Origin of the sequence: Nocardia sp. NPDC051911, from assembly GCF_040681035.1 — a bacterium.
GTDB classification, from domain to species: Bacteria; Actinomycetota; Actinomycetes; order Mycobacteriales; family Mycobacteriaceae; genus Nocardia; species Nocardia sichangensis.
On sequence record NZ_JBFAXY010000028.1, the window covers coordinates 63,340 to 74,821 of the forward strand.

Sequence of the window (11,482 nt, forward strand, 5' to 3'; positions counted from 1 at the left end):
GCGAAGGCTGGACCGCGGTCGCCGGGCAAGCTAGTCGGTGATGACGATCTTGCCTCTGGCGTGGTGTCCGAGCATGTGGGCGACCGCGTGCGCGGCTTCGCCGAGGGGATAGGCCCGCTCGATGATCACCTTGACGTCGCCGGACACCAAGAGCGCGGCGAGATCGTTCAAATCGTCCTGGCCGGGGAGGCAGGTGACGGTGCGGACGTCGGTCGAACCCCAACCCATCATCTTCGCTCGGGCGATCCTCGGCAGGCTCCCGAAAAGTCCTCTGGCGCTGCCGATGCTGTTGGGGATGAATATTCCGGTGGGTGTCAGCAGATCGGCTGTCGCGGAGGGCGGATGGTTCAACACGTTGTCGAGGATCACGTCGTAGCGTTGTGTGCCACGGGTGTAGTCCTCCCGGGTGTAGTCGATGATGTGGTCGGCGCCCAACGACTGCACGAACTCGACGTTGCGGGTACTGCACACGCCGGTGACCTGAGCGCCGAGCGTCTTGGCGATCTGCACCGCGAGCGTTCCGACACCGCCCGACGCGCCGTTGATCAGGACCCGTTTCCCCGGCCCGGCCCGGCCCACGTCGCGCATGGCCAGCAGCGCTGTGATGCCCGACATGACCGATGCCGCGGCCTCCGCGAACGACAGTTCGGCGGGTTTGCCGATCAGCTGGGACGCCGGTACCACCGTGAATTCGGCGAACGTGCCTGCCAGCGATTTCGCGCTGTTGCCCCACAGCGAACCGAATACCTCGTCGCCGGGGCGGAAGCCGGTCACGTTCTTTCCGACGGTCTCCACGGTTCCCGCGATGTCACTTCCGCGCACCGGTGTCGCAGGCCGGCGGAGTCCGAACCCCAGTCGCAGGAGGTACGGCACACCGGTCACCGCGAGCCAGTCCGGGGTATTCACGCTGGTGGCGCGCATGCGGACCAGGACCTCGTCGTCGGAAGGAGTGGGACGGGCGATGTCGTCAGGTGCGAGTACCTGTTCCGGTGCACCGTAACCGCGTTGGACGATCGCCTTCATCGTGGCGTCGCGTTCGGGCGTGGTCGCGTTCGTCGATGCCGACATGGTTTTCTCCCTCGGATGGTCACGCCGGGCCGCGAGCGGCGTCGGTTGTGCGTCCATCCTGGCGAACCGGCCGACGGACCACATCGGACGAGCGGTTCGATCCGAGTCGGCCGATAGGACGGGGCCCGGGGATACTTTCGGCCGAGGTGCTCCGGTCAGCGCCCGACGCGGTCGGTCTCGTACGCCCAGATGACGAGTTCCACCCGGTTGCGCGCCCCGAGTTTGGCCATGAGGCTCGCGATGTGGGTCTTGACCGTGCTGAGGCTGATGTGCAGCTCCGCGGCTATCTCGTTGTTGGTTCGCCCCCGGGCCACAGTGGCCAGTACGTGCTCCTCGCGGTCGGTGAGTTCCATGGCGGGCCGGGCAGGCGCTGCGGCGCGTCCGGTGCCTGCGAAGGCGGTGAGCAGACGCGCGGTGATACTCGGGGCGATGAGCGCGTCGCCGCGAGCGGCGGCATGGACGGCCTGCGCGAGCATCGCGGGTCCGGCCTCTTTCAACAAGAAACCGCGTGCGCCGGCACGCAGCGCCGCGTAAACGTACTCGTCGAGGTCGAAGGTGGTGATGACGACCACGGCGAGAGGGTCGTCGACGGCAGGCCCGGCGAGCAGGCGGGTGGCCTCGATGCCGTCGACGCCCGGCATGCGGATATCGAACAAGCACACATCTGGGCGCAGATCGCGAGCGAGCCGGACGGCCTGGGCCCCGTCCGCGGCCGCGCCGACGACTTCGATACCCGGTTGGGCGTCGAGGATCATCACCAGCCCGGTGCGGACGATCTCCTGGTCGTCGGCGACGACCACCCGCAGATCCGGCGTCATCGGCTCGCCTACGGTCATGTCGCCGCACCCTGCCGGGGCAGCACCGCCGTCACGGTCCACCCGCGGTCGGAGTTCGGGCCCGCCGCGCAGGTGCCGCCGAGCAGGTCGGCGCGCTCGGCCATGCCGACCAGCCCGTAACCCGGAGATCCGGCCGGGCGTGCGGGACCGCCGTCGCCGTCGTCACGGACGAGCAGCCGGACGGCTGTGTCGTCGCTGGTTACACGCACTTCGATGCGGGTGGCGTGCCGGGCGTGACGCACCGCGTTGGTGATCGACTCCTGGGCCAAGCGGTAGATCGCGGTGCCGACCGTCGCGGGCAGATCGGTGACATCACCACTGATCTCCACCTCCACGGAAGGACCGTTGCCGGTGGAACCGGCGAGCTGTTCCAGATCGGTGATGCCGGGATTGGGCGAGCGGTCCCCATCATCGATCGGCTGGTCTCGCCGGAGCACACGCACGATGGCGCGCATCTCGGCGAGCGTGCGCGCGGCTTCGGCCTCGATCAGGCGCAGCGCGTCGACGGCGGCGCCGGGCGTGGACTCCGCGATCGCCAGACCGGCTTGGGCGCGAATCGCCATGGCCGACACATGATGCGCGACGGTGTCGTGCAGATCGCGGGCCAGTCGTTCACGTTCGACCAGCTTGACCTGATCGAGTTCCCGAGCCTTCGCCCGTGCCCGGTACCGGAATGCCAAGCCCAGCGCGACGGCCGCGAACAGCACGATGAACGCTCCGGCCGCATCGGCGGCGGGGAGGCCGCCGGTCAGCATCGCGATGCCCGCACTGGGGAAGACGATCGCCGATCCGATCACGATGTCGCGCCCGGACCCCCACCGGTACAACGCGTACGGCAACAGCAGCGTCGCCCCCATGGCGGCGATGTCCGACTGATCGCCACCCAGCAGCACCGTCGCCGAGGTCGAGCCGACGAAGGCGATGCCGACCATCGCCAGTGGTCGGCTCCGGCGCCACAACAGCGTGGGCATGATCGCGACCGCGACCGCGATCCACACGAACCGGTGCGAGATGTCTTGTCGAAGCGAACCTTCGAGAACCGCGAGCGCGATGAACGTTCCCACGAGCGCCCGATCCCGCCATGACCGAGGTGGAGCGTCGGGGGCGTGCGGCTCGTGCCACACCGAGCGGATCAGGTCGTGCACGCCTCAATGATCGCGCTCGGACCCCTGGAAGGGAACGGCGGGTGCTTCCACTCGGCGTATGGCGCTCGTGCGTCAGACCTTGCGGTTCTCCGACTTGATCATCCACGCCAGTTTCTCCAGCGACGCGGTGATCTGATGCAGCAGATCGCTGGTGCTGGGGTCCTCGGCGTCCACCGCGTCGTGCACGTCGCGGATGGTGTCGATCGCCGCGTAGGTGCGAGTCGTGATCAAGTCGACGACGTCGGCGGAGTTCACCTCTTGGGCGGGGAACGGCGGGAGGCTCGTCGTCGCGGCGACGATGTCGGAGCGTCCGTCGGGGACCACGTCGAGGGCTCGCATCCGCTCGGCGATGGTGTCGCTGCCCTCCCGTGCCGCATCGACGAGCTCATCGAGTTGCAGGTGCAGATCGCGGAAATTGGCGCCGACGACGTTCCAGTGGGCCTGCTTGCCTTGCAAGTGCAGTTCGACGAGATCGACGAGAACGCGCTGCAGATCGGCGGCCAAGCGGGGTGAACCGGTGAAATTGCGGACCTCGTCGGCGAGACGGCGATTGGTTCGGTGCTGAGTCTTGTGTGCGGTAGTCATGGTTGCACTCCTCTCGTGGTCTTCACGGAGAACAACTCCGACTTTATTGGAATCATTCCAGATTGTACTGTCGCGTGGATCACCCCGCCTCGGCGTGCGCACGGCTCGAGGTCACGGCACGAACGTGTGCGCCCGGTCGACGGCGCCATCGTCTGCGCGCACTCGATGCAGGTGCTCGCCGCCGCCGAACGTCCGCCGCACCCCGAGGCCATCTCCGTCAGCGGCGGCCACTACGAGCCGCGCCTATTTCGCTCGCGGCGCGGCGCCGCCGCCGGGGATGACGGCACGATGGACGGTCGTGTATTCGGCTTGCACTTTGTAATACCGCGAGTGCGGGCCGTAGGCGGCGTAGAGGGTGAAGCCGCGTGGCCCTTCGAAGGCGCGCGGCGCCCCGTCGACGAAACGGGCCAGCACCGGATCGAGGTCGCGCGGAAAATTCGATTCCTGATAACGCTGCGGGAAGCAGATGCGTCGCATGCGCGGCGAGGTCCAAGAGAAGGTGCGGTAGACGTTGAATGTGCCGTCGAACAGCGTCCGTTCTTCGTCGGTGGCAACGACGAAATCCAGGTCGGTCAGGATCGCGGCGATGTCGTCGGAAGTGATCGCACCGGGCGGCAGCACCTGGGAGTACAAGTTCATGGTGCGACTGGCGAAATCGAGCGCCAGAATGCCGACCTTGCCGCCGTAGCGGGTCAAGTGCTCGGCGTGCGAGCGCGCCGCGTCCGGAATCCCCGGGAACGCGAGCATCCGCTGGACCTCGAGGACATCGGCGAAGAACAGCCAGACCTTCTGCACACCACCGGTGAGGGACAGGTCAACGGCCGATCCCGCCGGGACCTCGGCACAGACCTCCGCCAGCAATCGCTCCATGGGATGTCCGATGAAGGTGATCAGTCCGGCACCGCGCAGCGTCTCGACCAGTTCTGCCGGTGGGCCCGAGTGCTGCACCCTGGCGTTGACCTCGCGCTCGGGCACCGGATGGGTCGTGGTGCGCACACCGACCACCGAGCCGGTCCACAGATCGGCGAGAGCGTCCAGCGCCGGATCCACCACCGCGGGGTCGTAACGCGCTTCGGCCAAGCGCGCGAATTCGCGCAGATCCCGGCGCAGCCGGTCGAGCGTGACAGCGGCCGATGTGCTGCTCATACGTCAACCTCGAATACTCCCACCGTGGGGTGAAAAGCCAAGTCCACCAACAGATCGACTCGTCACGATAGTCGCGCGGCCGGTCGTGTCGCTACACGGACGCCGGCGTTTCTCCGCGGGCTGGTCGGCGTCGTAGCCGGTCCGGCAGTTCGTTTCGGTAGGGTCGCGGCGGCGGGTCCGTCCGCGGCGACTGCGGCCGCGATTGTGGTGACAGTCTTGGTGGTTCGCCACCGTGTGCGACCGCGTCGGATTTCGACCATGTGGTTCGTCCTTCGAGCAGGTGTGATGCAAGTCGTGTGGTCCACTGTCGGGTCGTGCGGCATCCCCGCCACATCCGTCAGGTGACGCTGTACGCGACGTAGTTCGGTGACCGAGCTCTTCGAATGCGCCGCACCGGTGCGGGCGAGTTCGTCCCATCGGGCAGCGAAATCGCGAAGTGCACTCGCGCCCGAACCATGGCAAGTTTGCTGCGTGAACGTGTCAGAGTTGATCTACAACGTCGTAGTCGTCGCTCACCTGCTCGGCATGGCGGCGGTAGTGGGTGGTTATGTGGCGGGGCGGCCTCGGGTCTCGGAGGTGATGGTCTGGGGTGCGCGGTTGCAGGTGGTCACCGGATTGATCTTGGTCGGCATGGCCGAGTCGATCGATTCGCTCGGCAAGGACCCGAACATGGTGAAGATCGGCGTGAAGCTGGTCGTCGCGGTGGCGGTGGCGGCGTTCGCGGAGATCGGGCACGCGGACGAGAAGCGAGGCAAGCCGGTGCCGTGGCTGACCGATGCCGCGGGCGTGCTGGCGATCGTGAACGTCTTGGTGGCCGTGTTGTGGACCTGAGGTGTCCGGCGCCGCATGGGCGCCGAACACTTCTCACGCCTCGAACAGCGGTTGCCCGAGATAGCCGCCCGGTGACGCGACCCCGGGCGGGATCGCGAACACCGCGGAACCGATGGGTGTGGTCCACACATTGAGCGCGTCGAATTCCGCGAGCCGACGCTGGACCGGAAGGAACTGGGTGTCCACGTCCCGCTGATAGGCGGCGAACAGCAGACCCGAGTTGGAGGTCCCGCCCGGCGTGGGGGCGTCGTCGTAGTTGTAGCCGCGCCGCAGGAAACGCTCGCCGTCGTGGGTGTGATGGGCGCGAGCGATGTGCGATGACGGTGGGATGACCGGTATCCCGTTCGCGTCGACGGCCGCGAAGTCCGGCTCGTCGAACTCGCCGGTTCCGGTCAGCGGCGCGCCGTCGGCGATGGTGCGGCCGACGGTGAGTTCCCTTTCCTCTCGGTCGATCCGGTCCCAGGTGTCCAGCGTCATCGCGATCCGCCGCAGTACGCACGAGGTTCCGCCGCGCAGCCAGGGCTGCGTGGCCCCGTCGTCCCACACCAGACGGGCGAACTCCGGTGTGCCGGGCGCCAGGTTCACCGTGCCGTCGACCTGGCCCATCAGGTTGCGCGGTGTCCGGCCTGGTGCGGCATCGCGAAATCCGCGTTGCACCCAGCGCACGGTGACCAGCGAGGTCACGCTCCGGCACAGCACACGCACCGCGTGTGACACCGTGGTCGCCTCCTCGGCGCATATCTGCAGGAGCAGATCGCCTCCGGTCCAGGCGGATTCGAGCCGGTCGATGGCGAAAGGGGGCAACGGCCGCAGCCACGACGGCCTGCGATGCTCGAGCCCGGCCGCCGTGAACACCGCCGGCCCGAAACCCACCGTGACGGTGAGCCGCGCCGGGCGCAGCGCGAGTTCGGCTTCGGTGTCCGCGAGCGCGGGCCGCCCCTCGGTCAGCCGGGCGGCGTCCCCGGTCCATATCCTCAGCAGTCCGACGAGGTCATCGCGCCGGACACCCGGTCGCAGATCGAAGGCGACGAATGCCGCGTGCGACTGCGGGAGGGTGTCGATCCCGGCTTGGTGCGGGCCGTAGAACGGCACCGTCGCTTCCCGGGCCGGGGGACCGGGTTCCCGCCGTCCGAAACGCGCGGCCGCGCCGAGCCCGGCACCGGCGACGCCGGCCGCGGCGGCTCCGCCGCCCAGTAGACGCCGCCGGTTGATCCGTGCGGGACGCGGTTCGTTGCGGTCAGCCACCGTGCGCGGGGGTCTGCGCGCCTGCATGTGCCTCGCCGCCCGTGTGATCGGGCACGTAATTCTCCTGGTTGCCCGCGAAGTCGCGCACCTGAGCGGTGAAGGTGGTGGTCGAGCCATCGTCGAAGGTCAGCGTGACCGACGTCTCCGACCCCGTGCGCAGCGGCCCGTGCAGGTCCATGAACATGATGTGGTCGCCGCCGGGCCGCAGCTGGGTGCGGCCGTGCGCCGGAACGACGAAGCCGCCGGGCTTGGGCCGCATCGCCTTGGTGCCGTTCGCGTCGGTGACCACCTCGTGCAACTCGATCCGGCCGGAGGCGGGACTGGCGGCCGAGACGATGGTGCGCGGGGTGTCGCCGCTGTTGGTCAGGTCGCCGAACGCGGCCGACATCCCGCTGTCGGCGGCCTTGACCCACTGGTCGGAGATGGTCACCGCATCGGCGGATGCGACGGTGCCGGTCTTGTCGGCCGACGAACACGCGGTCAGCAGAAGGGGCACCGCCGCGGCGGCGAGCGCGCCACGCAAGAAACGAGCGGTGCGCGGTGCGACGAAAAGGTTGACGGTCATGAGAACTCCGCAAGTCGTGAGATTCGGTGTGGTGCGCGCTGACGAAGGCCTCGGGAGTTCCGGGCATCGACCGATCCGTCGGCGGGCCCGGGTCACTCGGTGCTGTCGGTGGACACGTCACATCCCGCCCGCCGCGAGGAGGCCGGGCACCGAGTCGGCGGCAGCCGATCTGGCCCTGAAGCCGCACTGCGAGTCGCCGAAAACGCCCGCTTCGCAACCGGGTTCACGGCGAGTCGATTCTCCGGCGCTGTACCGCCGTGATATCCGAGGTCGGAATGGCATTCGCGAGCCGGAGTGGGCAGGCATGATCCGAAGCGAATCGTGGGCAGGGTCGTCTCGCGCGGCCGGGTGCTCCGGCGATGCTCGTCGGCGCGATGTGGGGGTCAGCGGATCGGTGGCGGGCCGCGCAGGCCGGGGCCCGAACTCAGTAGCGGGCGGCGCGGATGGGGGAGAACATGCCCGGACGCGGGCGAGCCGATCCGGACCGGCGCGCTGGGGCCTTCACCGAGCACGCGCACCGTGCGGCGCACATCGGAGACCGCGCGCACGACAGCGCGTTCGGCGGCGCGGATGAGTAGCGCGCCGAGCGGGACGGCCGCGAGATGCGTGCCGAGCATGACCGAGGTCGCGCCCGCGTCGTGGTGATGAGCAGCCGACAGGGTGGACGCGAAATGCGCGACGGCTTGCGCCACCGCCAGCGTGGCGATCATCTCGCCGAGCCCGTGCCGGTGGGGTCGCGCACCGGCCAGCACGCCGACCGCCGCGCACGCGGCGATCAGCAGGGCGATCGGCGCCGCGCCGGGTGCCATCGCACCGCCGCCGAGCGCGTGCGCGGCGATGCTCACCGCCCCGGCCGCGGATCCGACGAACGCGCCGCGCAGCCGCGCCGCCACTACCGTCGGATTACGCACCGACTCATACTACCGCCCGTCGTAGCGCGAGGAGGTGCCGGATCGGATGCCCGACGGACCCGCGTGCCGAACTCGACTCGACGGGTCCCGGCCACAGACCGGAGCCGAATCGTTCTGGCGTGGAGTATCTCTGCCGCGGGCGGGTGACGACGTTCGTCGTACGCGCCGAGGTCGTTCGTGCTGCCCGGAATTCGGGACCTGGGCGTGACCAGTCCGGGTGCTGTTGCGGCGCACGTGACACGGCAACGACTCACTGGGGTCGAAGACGCGCTGCCGCTGCGGAACCCGCTGTGTGCGCGGGAGATTTCGCGACCGCGGACATCCCGGCTCCCTCCCCGAACTCGCCGATCATGCCGTGGCATCCCCGCTTTCCGGAACTTCCGTTGCGACCTCCGGCACGGGTCGACCGGAATCGCCGCGGCACCGAACTCGTGGCCCGCCCGGCATCGGCAGTACGACGGCACCGACGCGGACCCCGGCCGACTCACACCATGACGCTCGCATGGACGAGATTGTGGTCGGACACCCCGCCGATGTCGTCGACCGACGCCGCCGTGACGGTCGCGCCGTGGACCACCACGTGGTCGATGTGCTGCGACTTCGTTCCCGAGGAACGCGGGCGGGTGGGCAGCCCACCCGCGACATGTTCGGCGACCATGAAGTGGTCACCCAACCCGGCGGCGACGGTGGCGCGGTCGATGTTGAAGTCACCCAGCAGCACCGCGGCGTCCTCCGGGGCATCGGTGGCGAGTTCGGCCAGGCGGGCGAGCTGGTCGGTGCGCCGCCGATCGCCGGTGACATGGGTGGCGATCACCGTCAGCCCGCCGACGTCGACGACGAGGGCGCCCTTGCCGTGGTCGTGCGCGAAGGATTCGGCGGTCACCTCCCTGCTCGGCTCCGCGGTGAGCACCACCAGGTACTCCCCGCCGTCGAGCAAGGAGCTGGGCATGCGCCGCGGCGTCGGCAACCGCTGGTACCGCATCGCGTGGAAGGTTCGATCCGGCAGCGCCATTCGCAGGCTGGCCAGTTGATCGCCGCTGACCTCCTGTAACGCGATGATCCGCTCGGTGCGTTCGGCCACCCGCGCGGTGACTTCGGCGATACGTGCGCCCTCGTCCGGCCAGCGGGTGGCGACGTCCTCGTACCAGTTCTCGGCGTGGACGCGATGCAGGACGTTCCAAGTGGCCACCGTGATCACCTTCGCGATGGTATGCGACCGATTGAAACAGGTTGCGGCGCGGGCTGTGCCGATCCGGCGCGCGTTCAGCCGGCGCCCTGGATGTCGATGCCCCGCTGGAGCGACGCGATCGCGCGATCGAGGACCCGGTGCAAGGCCGGGATCGAGTGGTCCGCTCCCATCATCCAGTGATCGAGGCCGACACCGAAGGCCGCGAAACAGGCCGCGGCAGTGAGCTGCGGTCGCAGGTCATCGGCGGGAAGCCCGGCGCGGGCGGCGAAGTTCAGCGCCATCGCGCGCTGGCGTCCCAGCGCCCCGATGAAGTTCTCCCGGCGCAATTCCGGATTGCCGACCAGCAGCTGCCTGGCTCGGCGCGCGGTCTCCGCCTGGCGGTCACGCGACGGTGCGTCCCGCTCGTCGAGCAAGAAGTCGCGCAGCGCCGCGCGCACCGCGGTCAGCACCGATTCGCTCGCCGGGCGTCGGTCGACAGCGGCGAGCAACTGGGCCATGAGGTCTTCCTCGTGGCTGAACACCACCGCGAGCTTCGACGGAAAATGACGGTGGAAGGTCCGCCGGGAGACCTGTACCGCGTCGGCGATCTGCTGCACGGTGGTCTGCTCGAACCCATGCAGCTCGAACAGCCGCAGCGCCGCGTCGACCAATTCCCGCCGCACCCGCGCCTTCTCGCGGTCGCGTGGACCGTTCACACCCGTCATGCCCCGCATTCTCTCTCGGCGATGTCGTCCCTATTGATGTCTCAAAGTGACACATTAGCCGAAAATCGGGCTACAGTGTCTCGACGAGACACCAAATTGAGAACCGAGAGGTGGCGCCATGTCGGTGCGACGTGCAGGAATCACCGTGGCCGCGGCCGCATTGCTTTTCGCGGGTCCGCCGGTGGGGGCGGCCGTGGCCGACCCCACGGGGCCGGGCGCGGCTCCGGGTGCGGTCGCCAGCGACGAGGCGCTGCCCGAACAGCTCTGGATCGAGGGCGCGGGCGCGGCCCGCCGCCTGACGTATTGGACCAGGACCTCCGATGACCGGTCGGCGCTGGCCGGTGGTGCGGTCTTCGTTCCGGCGGGGACGCCGCCGAGCGGTGGCTGGCCGGTGCTGTCCTGGGAGCACGGGACGGTCGGCCTCGCCGACGAATGCGCGCCGTCGACCGCCGGCCGTAGCAAGCGCGACCTGGATTACCTGGCGACCTGGTTGCGCCAGGGCTACGCCGTCGTCGCGACCGACTACATCGGTCTGGGCACCCCGGGGCCGCACGCGTATCTGGACGGACGCGCCGAGGCGCACGCCGGGATCGACATGGTGCGCGCGGCCCGCGCCGTCGAGGATTCGCTGTCGTCGAAATGGGTGGCCATCGGGCAGTCGCAGGGTGGCGGAGCCGCGGTGTTCACCGCCTCGCTGGCCACGGCGTACGCCCCTGAACTGGACTATCGCGGCGCGGTCGCCACCGGCCCCGCCTCCAATGTCGTCGAGGCCGCCTCGTTCCTCGGGCCCGACGCCCCTCCGATCGACAATTCGCACCTCACCGCCTATATCGCGTATGTCATGAACGGACTGCGGGCGGCGCGACCGGGCTTCGATCTCGACAGTTACCTCAGCCCGGTCGGCAAGCAATTGGCCACCGCCGCGGAATCGCTGTGCTTCCAGCCGCTGGCCGAGCGGGCGCAAGGGATCTCGGTCAACCGGTTGTTCTCGCGCCCGCTGGCGGACGGCGATTTCGTCGCCACCGCCCGCTCCGTCATGGACGTTCCGCTCACGGGCTACGACCGGCCGCTGTTCATCGGGCAGGGCACCAACGACACCGACGTCCCGGCTCCCCTGACCGCGAAGCTGGTCACCGATCTGGAATCGCACGGCGTCCGGCCCGAGGTCCACGTGTATCCGGGCAAGGATCACAGCGCCACGATGGCCGCTTCGCTGTCCGACAGCATTCCGTTCGTCGCCCGCCTGTTCGCCTGACC

The 11,482-nt window shown here is 69.1% G+C and carries 12 protein-coding genes; 2 read left to right on the plus strand and 10 right to left on the minus strand.

What is annotated here, in order from left to right:
* Window positions 1-30: 30 nt before the first annotated feature.
* From AB0L97_RS28790 to AB0L97_RS28810, 5 genes are all read right to left on the minus strand, one after another.
* Window positions 31-1,068: an NAD(P)-dependent alcohol dehydrogenase gene (locus AB0L97_RS28790; protein WP_364435477.1), complete on the minus strand. Its 1,038-nt coding sequence runs from the start codon at window positions 1,066-1,068 to the stop codon at window positions 31-33.
* A 155-nt stretch (window positions 1,069-1,223) separates the two neighbouring features.
* Entirely contained in the window at window positions 1,224-1,904 is a 681-nt protein-coding gene (locus tag AB0L97_RS28795) for a response regulator transcription factor (protein ID WP_355079326.1), read from the minus strand.
* Complete coding sequence (locus AB0L97_RS28800; RefSeq protein ID WP_355079324.1) at window positions 1,901-3,049, minus strand: sensor histidine kinase; 1,149 nt, start codon at window positions 3,047-3,049, stop codon at window positions 1,901-1,903. Before AB0L97_RS28800 ends, AB0L97_RS28795 begins: the two co-directional genes overlap by 4 nt.
* A gap of 72 nt (window positions 3,050-3,121) precedes the next feature.
* Window positions 3,122-3,634: a DNA starvation/stationary phase protection protein gene (locus tag AB0L97_RS28805; RefSeq protein WP_364435482.1), complete on the minus strand. Its 513-nt coding sequence runs from the start codon at window positions 3,632-3,634 to the stop codon at window positions 3,122-3,124.
* A 243-nt stretch (window positions 3,635-3,877) separates the two neighbouring features.
* The gene (locus tag AB0L97_RS28810) at window positions 3,878-4,780 is read right to left on the minus strand and encodes an aromatic prenyltransferase (protein ID WP_364435485.1); all 903 of its coding nucleotides are present in this window, start codon (window positions 4,778-4,780) and stop codon (window positions 3,878-3,880) included.
* A gap of 525 nt (window positions 4,781-5,305) precedes the next feature.
* On the opposite strand from AB0L97_RS28810, the gene AB0L97_RS28815 reads away from it, so the two are divergent.
* Entirely contained in the window at window positions 5,306-5,611 is a 306-nt protein-coding gene (locus AB0L97_RS28815) for a hypothetical protein (RefSeq protein ID WP_355079438.1), read from the plus strand.
* A gap of 33 nt (window positions 5,612-5,644) precedes the next feature.
* On the opposite strand, the gene AB0L97_RS28820 is transcribed toward AB0L97_RS28815, so the two are convergent.
* From AB0L97_RS28820 to AB0L97_RS28840, 5 genes are all read right to left on the minus strand, one after another.
* On the minus strand, window positions 5,645-6,856 hold the full coding sequence (locus AB0L97_RS28820; RefSeq protein WP_364435488.1) for a Dyp-type peroxidase: 1,212 nt from the start codon (window positions 6,854-6,856) through the stop codon (window positions 5,645-5,647).
* Window positions 6,849-7,421 (minus strand): copper chaperone PCu(A)C, encoded by a 573-nt coding sequence (locus AB0L97_RS28825; RefSeq protein WP_364435491.1) that lies wholly within the window; start codon window positions 7,419-7,421, stop codon window positions 6,849-6,851. The genes AB0L97_RS28820 and AB0L97_RS28825 overlap by 8 nt, the downstream gene beginning before the upstream one ends.
* A 383-nt stretch (window positions 7,422-7,804) precedes the next feature.
* On the minus strand, window positions 7,805-8,332 hold the full coding sequence (locus AB0L97_RS28830) for a hypothetical protein (RefSeq protein ID WP_364435494.1): 528 nt from the start codon (window positions 8,330-8,332) through the stop codon (window positions 7,805-7,807).
* Window positions 8,333-8,816: 484 nt separating this feature from the next.
* On the minus strand, window positions 8,817-9,530 hold the full coding sequence (locus AB0L97_RS28835; protein ID WP_356968415.1) for an endonuclease/exonuclease/phosphatase family protein: 714 nt from the start codon (window positions 9,528-9,530) through the stop codon (window positions 8,817-8,819).
* A gap of 65 nt (window positions 9,531-9,595) precedes the next feature.
* On the minus strand, window positions 9,596-10,225 hold the full coding sequence (locus AB0L97_RS28840) for a TetR family transcriptional regulator (protein WP_356968413.1): 630 nt from the start codon (window positions 10,223-10,225) through the stop codon (window positions 9,596-9,598).
* Window positions 10,226-10,343: 118 nt separating this feature from the next.
* On the opposite strand from AB0L97_RS28840, the gene AB0L97_RS28845 reads away from it, so the two are divergent.
* On the plus strand, window positions 10,344-11,480 hold the full coding sequence (locus AB0L97_RS28845) for a lipase family protein (protein ID WP_364435499.1): 1,137 nt from the start codon (window positions 10,344-10,346) through the stop codon (window positions 11,478-11,480).
* Window positions 11,481-11,482 lie beyond the last annotated feature (2 nt).

Coding starts and splice junctions, on each gene's coding strand:
- AB0L97_RS28790 (WP_364435477.1), bottom strand. CDS start 1,068: ATGTCGGCATCGACGAACGCGACCACGCCCGAACGCGACGCCACGATG.
- AB0L97_RS28795 (WP_355079326.1), bottom strand. CDS start 1,904: ATGACCGTAGGCGAGCCGATGACGCCGGATCTGCGGGTGGTCGTCGCC.
- AB0L97_RS28805 (WP_364435482.1), bottom strand. CDS start 3,634: ATGACTACCGCACACAAGACTCAGCACCGAACCAATCGCCGTCTCGCC.
- AB0L97_RS28810 (WP_364435485.1), bottom strand. CDS start 4,780: ATGAGCAGCACATCGGCCGCTGTCACGCTCGACCGGCTGCGCCGGGAT.
- AB0L97_RS28815 (WP_355079438.1), top strand. CDS start 5,306: ATGGCGGCGGTAGTGGGTGGTTATGTGGCGGGGCGGCCTCGGGTCTCG.
- AB0L97_RS28825 (WP_364435491.1), bottom strand. CDS start 7,421: ATGACCGTCAACCTTTTCGTCGCACCGCGCACCGCTCGTTTCTTGCGT.
- AB0L97_RS28840 (WP_356968413.1), bottom strand. CDS start 10,225: ATGACGGGTGTGAACGGTCCACGCGACCGCGAGAAGGCGCGGGTGCGG.
- AB0L97_RS28845 (WP_364435499.1), top strand. CDS start 10,344: ATGTCGGTGCGACGTGCAGGAATCACCGTGGCCGCGGCCGCATTGCTT.